Origin of the sequence: uncultured Roseicyclus sp. (genome assembly GCF_937892565.1) — a bacterium.
GTDB lineage: Bacteria > Pseudomonadota > Alphaproteobacteria > Rhodobacterales > Rhodobacteraceae > Roseicyclus.
Genome location: NZ_CALAHQ010000066.1, coordinates 162,845 through 182,312, shown reverse-complemented (window position 1 = coordinate 182,312; position 19,468 = coordinate 162,845). Strand labels below are relative to the sequence as shown.

The window sequence follows — 19,468 nt, the reverse complement described above, 5'->3', positions numbered from 1 at the left end:
TCGGGCTAACAGCCGGGCCGCAGGCTGGCAAGCCAGCCCACAGCCCTCGCTTCAGATGGTCGCGCTGGTCTGGCCGCCATCCAGAAGAATGTTCTGACCGACGATAAAGCCCGCATGCTGCGAACACAAGAAAGCACAGGTGGCGCCGAATTCGGTGATCGTGCCATAGCGCCCCGAGGGGATGGATTTGCAGCGGATCTTGCGCGCCTCATCCAGCGACACATTCTGTGCCGTGGCCACACCCTTTTCCAACGCCACAGCCCGATCCGTGTCATGCGATCCGGGCAACAGATTGTTCACCGTCACGCCATAGGCCGCGACCTGACGCGCCGTGCCCGCGACATAGCCGGTCAAGCCGGTGCGCGCCGCATTCGACAGCCCCAGTTGCGGGATCGGTGCCTTGACCGATTGCGAGGTGATATTGACCACCCTGCCCCAGCCCCGGTCGATCATGGCGGGCATCAAGGCGGTCATCAGCGCGATGGGGGTCAGCATGTTGGCATCGAGCGCACGAATGAAATCATCGCGCGTCCAATCCGCCCACTTGCCGGGCGGCGGGCCACCCGCATTGGTCACCAGAATGTCGATATCGCCAGCGGCATCAAGCACGCGGGCGCGGTCTGCGTCCTTGGTGATATCCCCCGCAATCGCGGTCACCGTCACACCGTAGCGGGCGCGGATATCTTGTGCCGTGGCCTCCAACGCCTCGGCACCGCGGGCATTGAGCACCAGATCGACACCCGCTTCGGCCAATGCTTCTGCACAGCCCCGGCCCAGACCCTTGGACGAGGCACACACCAGCGCCCGCTTTCCTGCGATCCCAAGATCCATGAAATCCCTCCTTGTTGCAGTGATGGCGCTGTCCTAGCAGCGCGGGGCAATAACGACCAGACTTGACCGACGGGGCCGCGCAACATATCAAAAAGTTAAACATTTTGACCAAAAGATATTTCATGATCAGGTTGCCGCCGACATTACGCTTTGCCACCTACCCCGTGAGCGCCTTTCCGGCGCTGAGCGGGGCCAATCAGGGGCATGCAATCGGCATCGGGGCAGCCGCCATTCCCGGCGATATCTATCGGCTTGTGCGGCATGCACGCACAGCACAGCTTGCCATCTTCGACGACCCGGATCGCGGCCAGCGCGTGGCCCCCGGCTCCGAGGTGGGGAACCCCGGCGAGGCTGTAGCGATTCTGGAATGCCACAATCTGATGGATCGCACAGGCGCGATCATCGATGTTCTGGTCTTGCGCCACACCAGCGGCGCAGGTGACGCCACGCTGCATCTGTTGCCGTTGTCCCCCCTGCGGCCGGGCACGGAATATGAATTGATCGCCTCGGCGCGTGCCACGGCACCTGAAGCTTTCAACGACATCATCCCGGTGGGGTTTTTTTCCGGCACCCGCCTGACGCTGGCCAGCGGCGCGCTTGTACCGGTCGAAACGCTGCGCGTGGGCGACTTGGTGCTGACGCGCGCGCATGGCCCGCGCCCAATCCGCTGGATCGGCCAGAAAACCCACCGCGCCACAGGCGATGCGGCGCCCATATGCATCACGGCGGGCACCTTGAACGCCGCGCGCGATCTGCGGCTCAGCCCGCATGACCGCCTGTTCATCTGGCAACGCCACGACGAATTGCGCACCGGTCGATCCGAGGTCTTGATCAAGGCCGAGCTTTTGGTGAATGGCACAACGGTGCTGTGTGATCAGGGCGGGTATCTGGAATGCTACGAAATCTTGTTTGACCGCCGCGAAATCGTCTTTGCCGAAGGCATCGCCGTTGAAAGCCTGCGGGGGGTGTCTGAAACCCCGGCACGCGGACCCATGGAACCGGCCCTTGGCGGGCATGCCGCCGACATGCCTGCGGACCCATCGATTGAGATTGATGAACGGGCACTGAACGATCCCCGCGATGCGGTTGAGCGGCTGGCCCGCGCCAGTGGTGGCATCAGGGTCTGACGCGCGGCGATTGCCCCCGCCCCCGGCCATCGCTATATCGCGGTCATGTTGGACACACCCTCAAACCGCCCCGCCCTGCCGCCCGAGATCGCGCGACGCCGGACATTCGCCATCATCTCGCATCCCGATGCGGGCAAGACGACGCTGACGGAAAAATTCCTGCTGTTTGGCGGTGCGATCCAGATGGCGGGCCAGGTGCGCGCCAAGGGCGAGGCGCGGCGCACCCGTTCGGATTTCATGCAGATGGAAAAGGACCGGGGCATCTCGGTTTCGGCATCCGCCATGTCCTTTGATTTCGGGCGCTACCGCTTCAATCTGGTCGACACGCCCGGCCACAGCGATTTTTCCGAAGACACCTATCGCACGCTGACCGCCGTGGATGCCGCAATCATGGTGATCGACGGGGCCAAGGGCGTGGAAAGCCAGACCCGCAAGCTGTTCGAGGTCTGCCGCCTGCGCGATCTGCCGATCCTGACCTTTTGCAACAAGATGGATCGCGAAAGCCGCGACACCTTCGAGATCATCGACGAGATTCAGGAAAATCTGGCCATCGACGTCACGCCCGCAAGCTGGCCCATAGGGCAGGGGCGCGATTTCGTGGGTGCCTATGACATCTTGCATGACCGGTTGGAGATCATGGACCGCGCCGACCGCAACAAGGTTGCGGAATCAATCAAGATCAGCGGGCTCGATGACCCGGCGCTGGCCCATCATGTTCCCGCCGATCTGCTGGCCAAGCTGCGCGAAGATCTTGAAATGGTACACGCGCTACTGCCCGCCTTTGACCATGACCGTTTTCTCGAAGGGTCCATGACGCCGATCTGGTTCGGCTCGGCGATCAATTCCTTTGGCGTCAAGGAATTGATGGCCGGCATCGGGGAATTCGGCCCACCCCCCCAGCCCCAGCGCGCCGAGCCGCGCCAGATCGCACCCGAAGAAACCAAGGTTGCGGGCTTTGTGTTCAAGGTGCAGGCGAACATGGACCCCAAGCACCGCGACCGCGTGGCGTTCGTGCGGCTGGCTTCGGGGCATTTCGAACGGGGCATGAAGCTGCACCATGTGCGGGCGGGCAAGCCCATGGCGATCACGAATCCGGTTCTGTTTCTGGCCGCCGACCGGGAACTGGCCGAAGAGGCATGGGCAGGCGACATCATCGGCATCCCCAATCACGGCCAACTGCGCATCGGCGACACGCTGACCGAGGGCGAGACGCTCAAGGTTACGGGTATCCCCAGCTTTGCGCCGGAATTGCTCCAATCGGCGCGCGCTGGCGATCCGATGAAGGCCAAGCACATGGAAAAGGCCCTGATGCAATTCGCCGAAGAAGGCGCCGCCAAGGTCTTCAAGCCGCTGATCGGCTCAGGGTTCATCGTGGGCGTCGTGGGCCAGCTTCAGTTCGAGGTGCTGGCCAGCCGGATCGAGCTGGAATACGGCCTGCCCGTGCGGTTTGAGGGCTCGCAATTCACCTCGGCGCGCTGGGTGCATGGCCCCAAGGACGCGGTCGAGGCCTTTGGCGCGGCCAACAAGCAGCATATGGCCACCGACAATGACGGCGACCCGGTCTATCTGACCCGCCTGCAATGGGACATCGACCGCGTCGCGCGCGATTACCCGCAGATCAGGTTGACCGCGACCAAGGAATTGATGGTGTAGCCGTCAAGGGGGGCGGAAAACGCGCGTTTTCCGCTTGGGAAAACCAGGGTTTTCCCAACGCGTTTTCCCGCGCGAAAACGCCCCGCCGCCCCTTGCGGCGCATGGCGCAAGGGTTGGTCCGACCGAACCTTGCAAGGGCCTTCAGGCCCTGACCCTCAGCCCTTGTTTGACGCGGCGCGGGTTTTACCCTATGTGCAACACAGCCTCGCGATCCGCGCGGGGTGCACCCGATCCGCGGAGCGCGCCGGATACCATGCGCTCCATCTCACCCATGCCGGGACTGTCCCGGCCAGACTGGACGCATATGACAAGCTTTTCCGACCTCAACCTTAATCCCAAGGTTCTGAAAGCCGTAACCGAAGCAGGCTACGAAACCCCCACCCCGATTCAGGCCGGCGCCATCCCCCCCGCGCTTGAAGGGCGCGACGTGCTGGGCATTGCCCAGACCGGCACCGGCAAGACGGCCAGCTTCACGCTGCCGATGATCACGATCCTGGCCCGCGGCCGTGCCCGCGCGCGCATGCCACGATCCTTGGTCCTGTGCCCCACCCGCGAACTGGCCGCCCAGGTGGCCGAGAATTTCGACACCTACGCCCAGCATGTAAAGCTGACCAAGGCGCTGTTGATCGGCGGCGTCAGCTTCAAGGAGCAAGACATGCTCATCGACAAGGGCGTCGATGTGCTGATCGCCACGCCGGGGCGGCTTCTGGATCATTTCGAGCGCGGCAAGCTGATCTTGAACGACGTCAAGATCATGGTCGTGGACGAGGCGGACCGCATGCTCGACATGGGCTTCATCCCCGATATCGAGCGCATCTTTGGCCTTGTGCCCTTTACCCGGCAGACGCTGTTCTTTTCGGCCACCATGGCGCCCGAGATCGAACGGATCACCAACACCTTTCTGTCGAACCCCGCCCGCATCGAAGTGGCGCGACAGGCCACCGCATCCGAAACCATCGAACAGCGGCTGATCGAATTTCGTCCCTCGCGCCGCGACCGCGAAACCGCGGCCAGCGAAAAGCGTGAAATGCTGCGCGCGGCCATCAATGCCGAAGCCGAACGTTGCACCAATGCGATCATCTTCTGCAACCGCAAGGTGGATGTGGATATCGTTGCGAAATCGCTCAAGAAACACGGCTATGATGCCGAGCCGATCCATGGCGATCTGGACCAGTCGCATCGCACCCGCACGCTCGATGGGTTCCGCGAAGGCAAGCTGCGCTTCCTGATCGCATCGGATGTGGCGGCACGCGGGCTTGATATTCCCAGCGTCAGCCATGTGTTCAACTACGATCTGCCCAGCCATGCCGAAGATTACATCCACCGCATCGGCCGCACGGGCCGCGCGGGTCGGTCGGGCGTGGCAATCTCGCTCGGTGTGCCGTCGGATGACAAGTATCTGGGTGCCATCGAGGCGCTGATCGGCGGCCCGATCCCGCGCGCCGACGCGCCATGGGCCCCCAACGCCGCCGCTGCCACCACCACCCCCGGCAGCACCGCCACCGCCGAGGATGACAGCGCCCCGCGCAGCCGTTCGCGGCGCAGCCGCGGTGGGCGTGGCGCAAAGCGCGATGAGCCCGCAGCCATCGCCCCCCGCGTCGAAGCATCCCCTGCTGTGGCCGCCGTGGAACCGGTCGAGCCCGCACAGCGGCCCGCGCGCACCGAGCGCAGCGAGCAGACGCCCCGTGGCGAGCACAGCGAGCGGCCCGAGCGCGAAGACCGCGCTGACCGACCCGCGCGCGACCACCGCCATGACCGCAACCGCGACGACCGCAACCGAGGCCGTGGCCACGACGGCGGGGATCGCGCCATGGGCATGGGCGACCACCTGCCTGATTTCATCGCGAAAAGCTTTGACGAACGGCGCGGCGGCCCGCCACGCCCCTTTGTCGCCGAAGATGAAGACAGCGACACTGTCACGGATGTCGTGGAAACACAGACCCAGCCCGCGACCATTGCCGAAGACATCGCCGACGCCCCCAAGCCCAAGCGGCGGCGGCGCGTGAAAAAGGCCGAGGCTGTGGCCCCGGCCGAAACCGCCGACGCGGCGGCGTGATCGCGGAACGATGGCGGCCGCGCTCAGGCCGCCATCAAACGCTGGATCAGCACCGTCACCTCGGGCTTCTTGCCGATTTCGATCAGGCACAGGTTGCGCACGGAACGCCGGATCGCTTCCTCCAGACGGTCGTCATCATTGACCGTCCTGGCATCGAAGCGCGGCATGGCGCGGGCCAGCTCATCCTCGATCGTCTGGGCCAGATCGGCGCCCTTGCCCGACACCTCGGGCAGACCGCGCAGCGCAACCCAGCTGTCTTCGATCAAGACATCATCCTCATCGACGATCACGGCCACCGCCACCAGGCCATTGAGCGCCAGCTTCATGCGGTCACGGATCACCCCGTCGAGCGCACCCACAAAGGCCGTGCCATCCAGATAGGTCTTGGTCACCTCGATGTATTCGACGATGCGCGGCGCGTTGCCCGACAGTTCGACCATCGACCCGTTGGCCGCCACGATCCCCGACATGCCCTTGGACAGGGCCAACTGCGCATGTTCACGCAGGTGGCGGTATTCGCCATGGCAGGGGATCAGGATCTTGGGACGCAAGATGTCGTGCATCGCTTCCAGATCGGGGCGGTTGGCATGGCCCGAGACATGGTAAAACCCATGGCTGTCATCGATCACATCCACGCCCTTTTCGGCCAGCGCGTTCTTGATGCGGCTGACCGGCACTTCGTTGCCCGGAATGGTCTTGGAGGAGAACAGGAACATGTCCCCCTCTTTCATCTCATGGCCCAGATAGCTGCCGCGCCCCAGCGAGGCCGACGCCGCGCGGCGTTCACCCTGTGAACCGGTCACGATCAGCATCAGGTTCTCGCGCGCGACATCAAGCGCGTCTTCGGGGCTGAGCGTGCGGGGAAAGCCCCTGAGCACGCCCGCCTCTTCGCCGGCGCTGACCATCCGCTTCATCGCGCGCCCCATCAGACAGATGGACCGCCCATTGGCCACACCCGCATCAGCCAGCGTTTTCAGCCGTGCGATATTGGAGGCAAAGGTGGTGGCCACGACCAGCCCCTTGGCACCCGCGATCAATTCCCCGATGGGTTCGGGCAACTGGCTTTCCGAGCGGCCGGGGTGGCGGGTAAAGACATTGGTCGAATCGCAGATATAGGCCAGCACGCCATCCTGGCCGATCTGGCGCCAAAGATCCTCGTCAAAGGCTTCGCCCACGATCGGGGCGCGGTCGATCTTGAAATCGCCCGAATGCACGATGCGGCCCGCCGGCGTGTCGATCACCAGCGCCGAGGCTTCGGGGATCGAATGGCTGACCGGGGCGAATTGCACCGTGAAGGGTCCGGCCTTGACCGTACCGGGCCAGACCGGCGCCACCTGCACCGATTCGGTGGATTGCCCGGCATCGTCGAGCTTGCGCCGCGCATGAATGGCGGTGAAGGCCCGGCAATGTACCGGGGCGCGCAGGCGCGACCACAAATGGCCCACCGCGCCCACATGGTCTTCATGGGCGTGGGTGATGAAGATCGCCTCGATCCGGTCGCGCCGCGCCTCGAGCCACGCGATGTCGGGCAAGATCAGATCGACGCCGGGCTGGCCATCCATGTCGGGAAAGCCCACGCCCAGATCGACCACGATCAGCCGTTCCTGATCAATGGGCCCATAGCCATAGACGTAGCAATTCACGCCGATCTCCCCCGCGCCACCAAGGGGGAGGTAGATCAGCCGGTTCCGATCAGTCATATGGTGCCTTGATCCTTGTTGTATTGGTGAATGACCGTCAGGCCATGCATGGTCAGATCATCCTCGATCCGGTCAAACAGCACATCACCTTGCGAGAACAACGAGGCAAGCCCGCCAGTCCCGATGATGCGCATGGGCCGCTCATGTTCGGCGCGAATTCGGTCACACACCCCGCGCACAAGCCCCACATACCCCCAGAACACACCTGACTGCATGCAAGCAACCGTATTCGTGCCGATGACCCGCTGCGGCTTGGTCACATCGACATGCGGCAGGGCGGCGGCGGCGTGGTGCAGCGCCTCGAGGCTCAGGTTCACACCCGGCGCGATCACGCCGCCCACATAGGCCCCGTCATGGGCCACCACGTCGAATGTCGTGGCCGTACCGAAATCGACCACGATCAGATCGCCGCCATGACGCTGATAGGCGCCCGCCGTGTTGACCAGCCGGTCGGGGCCAACTTGCGTGCCGGCATCCACGCGGGGCGGGTGCGGCAACAGGCATTCGGGCTTGCCCACCACCAGCGGGCGGCAATTGAAATAGCGGTCGCACAGAACCCGCAGGTTGAACACCACCCGCGGCACGGTCGAGGACAAGATCACCTGATCGATGTCGATCGGGATTGCGTGATGGGCCATCAGCGTCGAGAACCAGACATAGTATTGATCGGCCGTGCGCTGATGATCGGTCGCGGTGCGCAGGGTGCACAAGAAGCGCGCGCCATCCCAGACGCTGAAAACCGTGTTGGTATTGCCGCAGTCGATGCAGAGCAGCATGCCCGCCCCCGTTAGAAAAAGATATCAGCCGCCGCGATGATCTGGCGGCCTGTAGGTGTTTCCAGCACAAGATGCCCCTCCATGTCCACGTCGACGAAGGTGCCCGTGACCGCATCGCGGGTCGTGCGTGCGGTGATGATCTGTCCGATCCGGGCCGCATCGCGCAACCATGCGGTGCGGATCGGGCCGAACCCATAGGTGGCAAAGCCCTGTTCCCAGCGCGCAAAGCCATGCGCCAGATGGGTCAGGAAATCCTCGGGAACGATCGCAACGCCGGTTTCCCCCAACAGGCTGACGGGCCGCACAGCATCCGGCGCGAGCGTTGCGGGATCGGGGGCGGATGCCAGATTGACACCGACGCCGATGATCAGCCTGTCGATGCGCGCCCCCTGTCCGACGCTTTCCAGCAAGATGCCCGCAACCTTGCCCCCATTCAATAGCACATCATTGGGCCATTTCAGCGCCAGCCCTTCGGGCCGGCCCATGACCGCGCCCAGCGCATCCCGCAGCGCAAGGGCGGCCACAAACGACCGGAGCGCGGCCTGTGCTGCCCCCCCTTGGGGCTGCATCACGAGCGATGCTGCGAAATTGCCAGACGGCATCTTCCATTCCCGCCCGCGCCGCCCCCGACCAGCGGTCTGCGCCAAGGCGCATATCCATGTTGGGCCGGGCAGATGCGGGGCCTGTCGCGCGGCCTCGGCCATGGTGCTGTCGGTGGTGGGCAAGATCACACGGCCCACCCCTTCGGGCCAACGGGCAAGCTCAGCGGACAAGCGTTCCGGCGGCCTGTGCGGCCATCCCTTCCAGCCCAAGAAGATTGACACCGGGCAGCCACGCCAGCGCGATCAGTGCCGCCATCGCCATGAGGCCTGCATATTGCGCCACGCCCATCCGGCCATCGAGCCCCGCGCGATCTTGCCCGAAATACATCAGATAGACGATGCGCAGGTAGTAATAGGCCCCGATCACCGAGGCGATCACACCCGCGATGGCCAACCACGCCATGCCCGCCTCGACCGCGGCCCACAAGACAGCGTATTTGCCGAAAAAGCCCACCAGCGGCGGCACGCCCGCAAGGCTGAACATCAAGACCAAGAGCGCCAGCGCCTTGGCCCCTTCGCGGCTGGCAAAGGATGACAGCGCGCTGATGTCCGTGACCGGTCGGCCGTCTTTCTCCATGCTGAGGATAAAGGCAAAGGTGCCGATGTTCATCGTGACATAGATCGCCATGTAGATCAGCATGGCGGTCACACCCTGTTCGGTGCCCGCCGCCAGCCCCATCAGCGCAAAGCCCATGTGGCTGATCGAGGAATAGGCCATGAGCCGCTTGATATCGGTCTGGCCGATCGCGGCAACGGCGCCCACAAACATCGAGAGCACGGCCAGAAAGGCCACGATCTGTTGCCAATCGCCCACAGCAGCGCCGAATGCATCATGAACGACCCGCGCAAACAGCGCCATCGCCGCGACCTTGGGGGCGGTGGCGAAAAGGGCCGTGATGGGGGTGGGTGCGCCCTCGTAGACATCGGGCGTCCACATGTGGAAGGGCGCGGCCGACACCTTGAAGGCCAGCCCCGCCATCACGAAGACCAGACCGAACAACAGGCCCAGGGGCATCTCGCCCGCGGTCGCGGTCTCGATGATGCCCGAAAACAGCGTGGTGCCCGCATAGCCATAGGTCAGCGACGCGCCATAGAGCAAAAGCCCCGACGACAGCGCGCCCAGAATGAAATACTTCAACCCCGCCTCGGTCGAGCGGACGCTGTCGCGCCGCAAGGACGCGATGACGTAAAGCGCCAGCGATTGCAGTTCGAGCCCCATGTAAAGCGCGATCAGATCGCCCGCCGAAACCATCACCATCATCCCGATCACCGCCAGCGTGACCAGAACCGGATATTCAAAGCGCAGGATATCGGCCTTTTCCATGTAGTCACGGCCGATCAGCAGAACCGCCGCCGCCGACAGCAGGATCGTGATCTTGGCAAAGCGGGCAAAGGCATCATCGACGAACATGCCGCCAAATGCCACGCGCGTTCCATCCGCGCCGATGCCGATGTAAAGGGCCATCACGACAAAGACCAGCGCCGTGCCGGTCGTCAATGCGGGCGCAAGCCCGTCCTTGGACGTGTAGACAGCGCCCATCAATGCAGCCATCGCAAATAGGGACAGCACGATCTCGGGGATCAGGATGGCAAAATCTGCGCCGGTCATCGGATCACCTCAATCATTGGCCGCGACCATCGCATCGGCGGCATGGGCCGCCAGAGCGAGATCATAGGTGGAAACAAGCGCCTCGACCGAAGGGCCGATCATGTCGGTCACAAGGCTGGGATAGACGCCCAGAAGCAGGGTCATGACCACCAGCGGCGCAAAGATCGCCTTTTCGCGGCGCGTCATGTCGGTGATGGATTTCAGGCTTTCCTTGATCAGATCGCCAAACACCACCCGGCGGTACAGCCACAGCGCGTAAGCCGCCGACAAGATCACGCCCGTAGCGGCCAGAACACCCACCCATGTGTTGACCTGAAACACACCGATCAGCGTCAGGAATTCGCCCACAAAGCCCGATGTTCCGGGCAGACCCACATTGGCCATGGTGAACAGCATGAAGATGGCGGCATAGGCGGGCATGCGCACCACAAGCCCGCCATAGGCGTCGATATCGCGGGTGTGCATCCGGTCATAGATCACGCCGACGCACAGGAACAAGGCGCCCGAGATGAAGCCATGGCTGATCATCTGGAAAATCGCCCCATCCACGCCCTGCTGGTTGGCGGCGAAAATACCCATGGTGACAAAGCCCATATGCGCCACCGAGGAATAGGCGATCAGCTTTTTCATGTCCTCCTGCACCATCGCCACAAGGCTGGTGTAGATGATGGCAATGACCGACAGCCACAAGACCAGCGGTGCCATGATGTCAGAGGCAACCGGGAACATGGGGAGCGAAAAGCGCAAAAAGCCGTAACCGCCCATCTTCAGCAAGATCGCGGCCAGCACGACGGACCCGGCAGTGGGTGCCTGAACATGCGCATCGGGCAACCAGGTATGAACCGGCCACATCGGCATCTTGACCGCGAAGCTGGCGAAAAAGGCCAGCCACAACAGCATCTGCATGCCGCCCGCAACCTGCCAGCCCATCAGATTGACCGGACCGGCAGCGAATTCATGGTCCAAAAGCGCCACGATGTCGGTCGTGCCGGCATCGACATACATCGCGATCATGGCCACCAGCATCAGCACCGAGCCAAGGAAGGTGTAGAGAAAGAACTTGAAAGCCGCATAGATGCGATCCTTGCCGCCCCAGATGCCGATGATCAGGAACATCGGGATCAGGCCCGCCTCGAAGAACAGGTAGAACAGCACCAGATCGAGCGCCACGAACACGCCGATCATCAGCGTTTCGAGCACCAGCAAGGCGATCATGTATTCCTTGACGCGGTGCGTGACGCCCCAGCACGACGCGATGGTGATCGGCATGAGAAACGTGGTCAGCAGCACGAACAGCACGCTGATACCGTCAACGCCCACCTTGTAGGTCAGGCCGAACAGCCAATCGGTTTGCTCGACCAGTTGAAAGCCGGTGTCGCTGGGGTCGAATTCCACCCATAGCGCCAGCGAGATCAGAAAGGTTGCACTGGTGGCCGCCAGGGCAAGCCGCTTGGCGTTAAGCTGGGCGGCCGCATCTTCGCCGCGCAGGAACACGCCCAGGATCAGCGCCGCCACAAGCGGCAGGAAGGTGACGATGGAAAGCAGGTTGTCCATGGGTCGTTCCTCAGCCGGCCGCCCGCAACGTCACCCAAGTGACGAGCACGACAATCCCCAGCACCATCGCGAAGGCATAGGTAAAGATGTAGCCAGATTGCGCCCGACCCGCGAGGCGCGTGATCAAGGGAATAAGGCCAAGCGCCAGCCCGTTGATCCCGCCGTCGATCACCGCGCCATCGCCGCGCTTCCACAAAAAGCGGCCAAGCCACCCGGCCGGGCGCAGGAACACAAAGTCATAGACCTCGTCGAAATACCATTTGTTCAGCAGGAACTGGTAGAGGTAGCGCTGGTTTTCGGCCAGACGCCGCGGCAAGGACGGGTTGACGATATAGAACCAATAGGCGGTGACCAGCCCAAGGATCATGGCAAAAAACGGGCTCCACTTGACCCATTTGGGCACTTCATGGGCATCGTTGAGGATGGTGTTGTCGGCCGCCGCATGGATTGCGCCCTCGCCGGGGGCGCCGACCAGATTGTAATGGGCATAGCCCTTGCCTTCGGGCTTGGCATCAGTGCCATGGGCCGCATCGCTTTCGCCGTGGCTCTCGGCAACCTCATAAGGGACGCCGAAAAAGCGGCCGACCGCATCGGTCTTGCCGAAAAAGGAATTGTACCACACCACGCCCGAAAACACCGCGCCCACTGCCAGCACGCCCAAAGGCACCAACATCGTCCATGGGCTTTCATGAGCGTGCTCATGGGTGTGCTTGTTGCCGCGCGGCGCGCCGAAAAAGGTCAGGAACATCAGCCGCCAGCTGTAAAAGCTGGTGAAAACGGCGGCAAGGATCAGCGCCCAGAACGCATATTGGCCCAACTGCCCGCCGAAAGCATAAGCAGACTCGACCACCGCATCCTTTGAGAAAAAGCCCGCAAAGCCGACATAGGTGGTGGGAACACCCACCCCCGTGATCGCCAGCGTGCCGATCATCATGGCGGCAAAGGTATAGGGGATCTTTTTGCGCAAGCCCCCGTAATGGCGCATGTCCTGCTCGTGATGCATCGCATGGATGACGCTGCCCGCGCCCAGAAACAGCATCGCCTTGAAGAAAGCATGCGTGAACAGGTGAAACATCGCGACCGAATAGACGCCGACACCGGCGGCCACGAACATGTAGCCCAACTGTGAACAGGTCGAATAGGCGATCACACGCTTGATGTCGTTTTGAACCAAGCCGACCGTCGCGGCGAAAAAGGCGGTCGCGGCCCCCATCACGATGATGAAATTGGTGGCAAAAGGCGCATATTCCATCAGGGGCGACATGCGGCAGACCAGAAACACGCCCGCCGTGACCATCGTGGCGGCGTGGATCAGCGCCGACACCGGCGTCGGCCCCTCCATCGCGTCTGGCAGCCATGTGTGCAAGAACAGCTGTGCCGATTTGCCCATCGCGCCAATGAACAAGAGCATCGCAATGGTATTGGCCGCGTTCAGCTCCATCCCCAGGAAGCTGATCTTCATCTGCCCGAATTCGGCGCCCATCGGCAAGATGACGTCGAACTGGATCGAATCCGACAGCCAGAACAGGGCGAAGATCCCCAAGAGAAAACCGAAATCGCCAACCCGGTTGACGATGAAGGCCTTCATCGCGGCCGCCCCCGCCGACGGCTTGCGGTAGTAGAAGCCGATCAAGAGGTAGGAGGCCACGCCGACCCCTTCCCAGCCGAAAAACAGCTGCAACAGGTTATCGGCGGTCACCAGCATCAGCATGGCAAAGGTGAAGAACGACAGATAGGCAAAGAACCGCGGCCGGTAGCTTTCGCCATGCCTGAAGTTGTCGTCATGCGCCATGTAGCCAAAGGAATACAGATGCACGAGCGCGGAAACGCTGGTGATCACGATCAGCATGATCGCCGTCAGCCGGTCGATCCGGATCGCCCAGTCGGTGAACAGTGTGCCGCTTTCGATCCAGGTAAACAGGCTGTGGGTATGGGTCGTGCCGTCAAAACCCAGGAAAATCACCCAAGACAGAAGGCACGACAAAAACAGCATGCCCGTCGCCACGACCTGCGCGCCGGTTTCCCCGATGATCCGCCAGCCAAAGCCCGCGATCAGCGCACCAACAAGGGGGGCAAAAAGGAGGATCGTTTCCATGTGCCTCAGCCCTTCATATTCGAGACATCTTCGACCGCGATCGTGCCGCGGTTGCGGAAGAAGCAGACAAGGATGGCCAGACCAATCGCGGCCTCGGCGGCGGCGACGGTCAGGACGAACAAGGTAAAGACCTGACCCGTCAGGTCGCCCAGATAGGCCGAAAAGGCGACCAGATTGATATTGACCGACAACAGCACCAGTTCGATCGACATCAAGATGACGATCACATTCTTGCGGTTGAGAAAGATGCCGAAGATGCCGATCACGAAAAGCGCGGCGGCAACCGTCAGATAATGTTCAAGTCCGATCGTCATCTCGTCCCTCCGCAAGGCATCTGCGCCCTGCTTGGCCTTCCAATTCGTGCCATGTCCGATCATGGCCTTGCTCGAATTTTCGTACGAAAATTCGCATCATGCGATTATTCGTACGAATAATCGTGTCAAAATCTCACAAACCCTGTCCCGGTTTGACGTCCTTCATCTCGATTGCCTTGGCTGGATCGCGCATCATCTGCGCCACGACATTCTGGCGCTTCACATCTGTCCGATGGCGCAAGGTCAGCACGATTGCCCCGATCATCGCGACCAGCAAGATCAGACCCGACACCTGAAACAAAAGCACATAGCGATCGTAAAGGATCAGCCCCAGGGCTTGGGTATTATGCGCCTCACTCAATGGCGGAATGGGGTTGCCAAGCCGGCTGTCGACACCGGCCGAAAACTCCCACACGCCAAAGGCCAGCCCCAACTGCATCAACAAGACCACGCCGATCAGCGCGCCCAAGGGCATATAGCGGGCCATTTCGGCCTTCAGCGCCGCAAAATCGATGTCGAGCATCATCACCACGAAAAGAAACAAAACCGCCACGGCGCCGACATAGACGATGATGAGCAGCATGGCGACGAATTCCGCGCCGATCAGAACGAACAGGCCCGCCGCCGACAAAAACGCAAGGATCAGCCACAGCACCGAATGGACCGGATTGCGCGCCATCACGGTCAAGAGCCCACCCGTCAGGAGCGACAGGGTGAACAGGTAAAAGATGGCATCACCCATGGTCATCTCAGCGCTCCTGTGTGCCGTCCAATGCCTCGGTGGCAAGGTCCATGGCCTTGGTCATCGCAGGCACACCGCCGAACAATGCGGCGATCCCGATGGTTTCGGCGACCTCCTGCTTGGTGGCGCCCGCTTCGACGGCATGGCGCACCGTCAGCCTGATCTGGGCTTCGGCGACCGCGCCTTGCACCGTCAGACCCAAGAGCGTCAGCAACAGCCGGGTTTTGGCATCCAGCCCCTCGGGGTTGAATTGCTTGCCAAAGAACGCCTCCAGCATCTCGGCAGGGACAGTCGGCCAGAGCTTGTCCATCTGCGCGGGGTTGAAGCCGCCCATCGCCGGGTTGAGCGCCCTGGTCCAAGCCTCGGTCATCTCTTGGGTCTGGCGCATCAACGCCTCAAGCGGGTTTTGTGGCGTATCGCTCATCTGTAGGGCGCATCCAGTTCAAGATTGCGGGCAATGGCCGATTCCCAACGCTCCCCGTTGGCCAGCAGCTTTTCCTTGTCATAGAAAAGCTCTTCGCGGGTCTCGGTGGCGAATTCGAAATTCGGCCCTTCGACGATGGCATCAACCGGGCAGGCCTCCTGGCAGAACCCGCAATAGATGCATTTCGTCATGTCGATGTCATAGCGCGTGGTGCGGCGCGAGCCGTCTTCGCGCGGTTCGGCATCGATGGTGATGGCCTGAGCGGGACAGATCGCCTCGCAGAGCTTGCAGGCGATGCAGCGTTCTTCGCCGTTGGGATAGCGGCGCAGCGCATGCTCGCCGCGGAACCGCGGCGACAGCGGGCCTTTTTCATGCGGATAGTTCACCGTGACCTTCGGGGCGAAGAAATATTTCATCCCAAGCCGGAACCCGGCCCAGATATCGCCAAGCAGGAAATACTTCGTCGCGCGGGTCCAGTCGATCTGGGTCATCTCAGCCTCCGATCGCCCAGCGGGCATAAGCGCCACCGAAAAGTTCGAATTTCGCGAAAAAGGCCACCAGAACGACCCAGCCCAGCGACATCGGCAAGAACACCTTCCAGCCCAGCCGCATCAGTTGATCGTAGCGGTAGCGCGGCACGATCGCCTTCACCATCGCGAAGAGAAAGAAGAAAAACGCCATCTTGGCGATCATCCACAACGGGCTGTCGGGGATGAAGGGGAACGGGCTGAGCCAGCCGCCAAAGAACAACAGCGTGATCAGGGCACACATCAGGAAGATGGCGATGTATTCGCCCGCCATGAACAGCAGGAACGGCGTCGAGGAATATTCCACCTGATAGCCCGCAACCAGTTCTGATTCCGCCTCGGGCAGATCGAAGGGCGGGCGGTTCGTTTCGGCCAAAGCGCTGATGAAGAACAAGAACACCATCGGCAGATGCGGCAGCCAATACCAGCCAAAGAGGCCATACTGGGTATCCTGCGCGCCCACGATCGCGCCGAAATTGAGCGACCCGGTCGAGATGATCACCCCGATGATGATCAGGCCGATCGACACCTCATAGGAAATCATCTGTGCCGCGGACCGCAGCGACCCAAGGAACGGGTATTTCGAGTTCGACGCCCACCCCCCCATGATCACGCCGTAAACCTCGAGCGAGGACATCGCGAACACATAGAGGATGGCCACATTGATATCGGCCAGAACCCATGTGTCGTTGAAGGGAATGACCGCCCAAGCCAGGATGGCCAGAACAAAGCTGGTCATGGGCGCCATCAAGAACACGGGCCTGTCGGCACCGGCGGGGATCACCACCTCTTTGACGACGTATTTCAGCGCGTCGGCCACCGTCTGCAACAGGCCAAACGGGCCCACCACATTGGGGCCGCGCCGCATCATCACGGCCGCCCAGATCTTGCGGTCGCCGTAGACAAGGAACAACAGGCTGACCATGACAAAACCGATCACCAGCAGGCTTTGTGCCGCCATGATCGTCATCAGGCCCAGCGTGGTCGAAAAGAAGCCGTCCATGGGTCGTCCCTTAAACCGTCGGTATCCCCTGCTCGGCGCATGCGGCCGCCACAACTTCGGCGTCGAGTGTCAAAAGCCCCCGCGGGAGCGCCGGCGAGATGGTGTAAACCGCATCTCCGACCCAAACGCCACCCTGTTCCTGCACGGTTGTGCGGACATGTCGCGCAAAGCCAAAGCCACGGATCAGCGCGTATTGCGCAGCCGCGCACCGCGCGTAAGCGGCCACGTCGTCGCGGGTGGCGGCCCTCGACAGGCGCACTTGAAAATTGACCAGATCATTGTCCAGCAATCGGGTTGCCACCCCGTCGAACCGGGGGGGCGGGGCGTTTTGCGCGCCCGCGTCATCGGCCGATTGGCACCCCGCCAGAAAGACCACCGCGACACCCATGGCAAACGCGCCAGACCCGCCTTGCCTGCCCATTATTACTCTGCCGCGATCTTGCTGTCGGACCGTGCCTTGGCCCGGGCTGACAAATCAGCCATCAAGGCCGACGCGCGGCTGATCGGGTTGGTCAGGAAATGATCCGCCACCGCGGTGACAAAAGCCGCAGCGCCCAACGTGCCCAGCGGCAGCGCCTCGCCTGTGTTTTCCGGCACCGCGTCGATCAGCGCAAGATGTGGCGCGGCCGCGACCATTGCCTGGCGCAACTGGGCCAGCGAATTCCAAGGTTGCGCGGCCCCGATCTGGGCCGAAAGGGCGCGGATGATGGCCCAGTTTTCCTTGGCCTCGCCGGGCGGGAAACCCGCGCGCTGTGCCAGTTGCGGGCGGCCTTCGGTGTTGACGAACAGACCCTGTTCCTCGGTCCATGCGGCGCAGGGCAAGATCAGATCGGCACGATGCGCGCCGCGGTCGCCATGGCTGCCCTGATAGATCACGAAGGGCCCCGGGGCGATGTCGACCTCGTCGGCGCCGAGCGACCAGATCACATCCGCGCCGTCGACCGCCGCAGCAAGCCCGCCCTCGGTCACCGCCCCCACATCCATCGCACCCACGCGGGCGGCGGCCGTGTGAAGGATGAGAAGGCCCGACCGGCTTTCGGCCGCGATCTGCATCGCATGGGCCAGCACGGCCGCACCATCGGCCTCGCGCAGGGCGCCCTGACCCACGATCACGATGCTGTCCAGATCAGCGGCCGTGGTATGCGCCATACCGATTTGGCCGGCCAGCGCCGCGCGGTCGGTGCCCAGATGGGCGTAATCATAGGTCAGGTCCACCGCCGCGCCGATCAGCGAAACGCGCGCGCCGCGCGCCCATGCCTTGCGGATGCGGGCATTGAGAACCGGCGCCTCGGCGCGGGGGTTGGTGCCGATGAGCAAGATCGCCTTTGCCGTGTCGATATCCTCGATCGTGGCGGTGCCGACATAGGCCGCCCGGTTGCCCGCGGGCAGTTTGGTGCCATCGATGCGGCATTCGACCGCCCCGCCCCGCCCTTCGACCAGTGCCTTCAGCGCGAAGGCGGCTTCCACCGGGGCCAGATCGCCCACCAGACCAGCCAGCTTTCGCGCGCCCTTGATCCTGTCGGCGGCCAGGCTCAGCGCCTCGGGCCAGGTGGCCGGGCGCAGCTTGCCGTTGTCGCGGATATAAGGCTTGTCGAGGCGCTGACGCCTAAGCCCATCCCAGACATAGCGGGATTTGTCGCTCAGCCATTCCTCGTTCACGCCGTCATGGTTGCGCGGCAAGATGCGCATGACTTCGCGCCCCTTGGTGTCGATGCGGATATTGCTGCCCAGCGCGTCCATCACATCGATGGATTCGGTCTTGGTCAGCTCCCACGGCCGGGCGGTAAAGGCATAGGGTTTCGATGTCAGCGCGCCCACAGGGCACAGATCGACGATATTGCCCTGCAACTCGGACACCAGCGATGCGCCCAGATAGCTGGTGATCTCGGCATCCTCGCCGCGGCCGGTCTGGCCCATTTCGGGCACGCCGCCCACCTCGGTGATGAAGCGCACACAGCGCGTGCAGGAAATGCAGCGCGTCATCTCGGTCTTGACCAAGGGGCCCAGATCCATGTTGTCCGAGGCGCGCTTGGGTTCGCGGTAGCGCGAAAAATCGACGCCATAGGCCATCGCCTGATCTTGCAGATCGCATTCGCCGCCCTGATCGCAGATCGGACAATCCAGCGGATGGTTGATCAGCAAGAACTCCATCACGCCTTCGCGGGCCTTTTTCACCATCGGTGAATTGGTCTTGACGACGGGCGGCTGACCATCCGGGCCGGGGCGCAGATCGCGCACCTGCATCGCGCAAGACGCGGCGGGTTTCGGCGGGCCGCCCACCACCTCGACCAGACACATCCGGCAATTGCCCGCGATCGACAGGCGTTCGTGATAGCAAAAGCGTGGAATCTCGATCCCAGCCTGCTCACAGGCCTGAATCAGCGTCATCGCGGGATCGACCGCGATTTCATGGCCGTCGATGATGATCTTGCGCAGGTCGCTCATGGGGTGCGGT

17 protein-coding genes are annotated in these 19,468 nt (G+C 62.7%); 3 read left to right on the top strand and 14 right to left on the bottom strand.

Annotation, left to right across the window (positions count from 1 at the left end):
* Positions 1–51: 51 nt before the first annotated feature.
* Positions 52–831 carry an SDR family oxidoreductase gene (locus tag Q0094_RS09175; RefSeq protein ID WP_297618165.1) on the bottom strand — a complete coding sequence of 260 codons (780 nt, stop codon included), beginning with the start codon at positions 829–831 and terminating at the stop codon, positions 52–54.
* Positions 832–953: 122 nt separating this feature from the next.
* Between Q0094_RS09175 and Q0094_RS09170 the strand changes: the two genes are divergently transcribed.
* From Q0094_RS09170 to Q0094_RS09160, 3 genes are all read left to right on the top strand, one after another.
* Complete coding sequence (locus Q0094_RS09170) at positions 954–1,958, top strand: Hint domain-containing protein (RefSeq protein ID WP_297618161.1); 1,005 nt, start codon at positions 954–956, stop codon at positions 1,956–1,958.
* Between the two features lie 45 nt (positions 1,959–2,003).
* Complete coding sequence (locus tag Q0094_RS09165; protein WP_297618158.1) at positions 2,004–3,611, top strand: peptide chain release factor 3; 1,608 nt, start codon at positions 2,004–2,006, stop codon at positions 3,609–3,611.
* Between the two features lie 304 nt (positions 3,612–3,915).
* The gene (locus Q0094_RS09160; RefSeq protein WP_297618155.1) at positions 3,916–5,667 is read left to right on the top strand and encodes a DEAD/DEAH box helicase; all 1,752 of its coding nucleotides are present in this window, start codon (positions 3,916–3,918) and stop codon (positions 5,665–5,667) included.
* 23 nt (positions 5,668–5,690) lie between these two features.
* On the opposite strand, the gene Q0094_RS09155 is transcribed toward Q0094_RS09160, so the two are convergent.
* The 13 genes from Q0094_RS09155 to nuoG all read right to left on the bottom strand — a co-directional run bounded on the left by Q0094_RS09155 (position 5,691) and on the right by nuoG (position 19,458).
* Positions 5,691–7,367: a ribonuclease J gene (locus tag Q0094_RS09155; protein ID WP_297618148.1), complete on the bottom strand. Its 1,677-nt coding sequence runs from the start codon at positions 7,365–7,367 to the stop codon at positions 5,691–5,693.
* Entirely contained in the window at positions 7,364–8,143 is a 780-nt protein-coding gene (locus tag Q0094_RS09150; RefSeq protein WP_297618145.1) for a type III pantothenate kinase, read from the bottom strand. The genes Q0094_RS09155 and Q0094_RS09150 overlap by 4 nt, the downstream gene beginning before the upstream one ends.
* 11 nt (positions 8,144–8,154) lie before the next feature.
* On the bottom strand, positions 8,155–8,916 hold the full coding sequence (locus Q0094_RS09145) for a biotin--[acetyl-CoA-carboxylase] ligase (RefSeq protein ID WP_297618142.1): 762 nt from the start codon (positions 8,914–8,916) through the stop codon (positions 8,155–8,157).
* A complete protein-coding gene (gene nuoN / locus Q0094_RS09140; RefSeq protein ID WP_297618139.1) occupies positions 8,906–10,354 on the bottom strand; it encodes an NADH-quinone oxidoreductase subunit NuoN in 1,449 nt (482 codons plus the stop codon). The genes Q0094_RS09145 and nuoN overlap by 11 nt, the downstream gene beginning before the upstream one ends.
* A 9-nt stretch (positions 10,355–10,363) precedes the next feature.
* Positions 10,364–11,908, bottom strand: a complete 1,545-nt coding sequence (locus tag Q0094_RS09135) for an NADH-quinone oxidoreductase subunit M (RefSeq protein WP_297618136.1) — start codon at positions 11,906–11,908, stop codon at positions 10,364–10,366.
* Between the two features lie 10 nt (positions 11,909–11,918).
* The gene (gene nuoL / locus Q0094_RS09130; RefSeq protein ID WP_297618133.1) at positions 11,919–14,003 is read right to left on the bottom strand and encodes an NADH-quinone oxidoreductase subunit L; all 2,085 of its coding nucleotides are present in this window, start codon (positions 14,001–14,003) and stop codon (positions 11,919–11,921) included.
* Positions 14,004–14,008: 5 nt separating this feature from the next.
* Positions 14,009–14,317 carry an NADH-quinone oxidoreductase subunit NuoK gene (gene nuoK / locus Q0094_RS09125; protein ID WP_297618131.1) on the bottom strand — a complete coding sequence of 103 codons (309 nt, stop codon included), beginning with the start codon at positions 14,315–14,317 and terminating at the stop codon, positions 14,009–14,011.
* Positions 14,318–14,450: 133 nt separating this feature from the next.
* Positions 14,451–15,065, bottom strand: a complete 615-nt coding sequence (locus Q0094_RS09120; protein WP_297618129.1) for an NADH-quinone oxidoreductase subunit J — start codon at positions 15,063–15,065, stop codon at positions 14,451–14,453.
* Between the two features lies 1 nt (position 15,066).
* Positions 15,067–15,483 carry a carboxymuconolactone decarboxylase family protein gene (locus tag Q0094_RS09115; RefSeq protein WP_297618125.1) on the bottom strand — a complete coding sequence of 139 codons (417 nt, stop codon included), beginning with the start codon at positions 15,481–15,483 and terminating at the stop codon, positions 15,067–15,069.
* The gene (gene nuoI / locus Q0094_RS09110; RefSeq protein WP_297618122.1) at positions 15,480–15,974 is read right to left on the bottom strand and encodes an NADH-quinone oxidoreductase subunit NuoI; all 495 of its coding nucleotides are present in this window, start codon (positions 15,972–15,974) and stop codon (positions 15,480–15,482) included. Before nuoI ends, Q0094_RS09115 begins: the two co-directional genes overlap by 4 nt.
* Before the next feature lies 1 nt (position 15,975).
* Positions 15,976–17,013: an NADH-quinone oxidoreductase subunit NuoH gene (nuoH, locus tag Q0094_RS09105; RefSeq protein WP_297618119.1), complete on the bottom strand. Its 1,038-nt coding sequence runs from the start codon at positions 17,011–17,013 to the stop codon at positions 15,976–15,978.
* Between the two features lie 10 nt (positions 17,014–17,023).
* On the bottom strand, positions 17,024–17,401 hold the full coding sequence (locus Q0094_RS09100; RefSeq protein ID WP_297618116.1) for a hypothetical protein: 378 nt from the start codon (positions 17,399–17,401) through the stop codon (positions 17,024–17,026).
* Positions 17,402–17,436: 35 nt separating this feature from the next.
* Positions 17,437–19,458 (bottom strand): NADH-quinone oxidoreductase subunit NuoG, encoded by a 2,022-nt coding sequence (nuoG, locus tag Q0094_RS09095; protein ID WP_297618114.1) that lies wholly within the window; start codon positions 19,456–19,458, stop codon positions 17,437–17,439.
* Positions 19,459–19,468 lie beyond the last annotated feature (10 nt).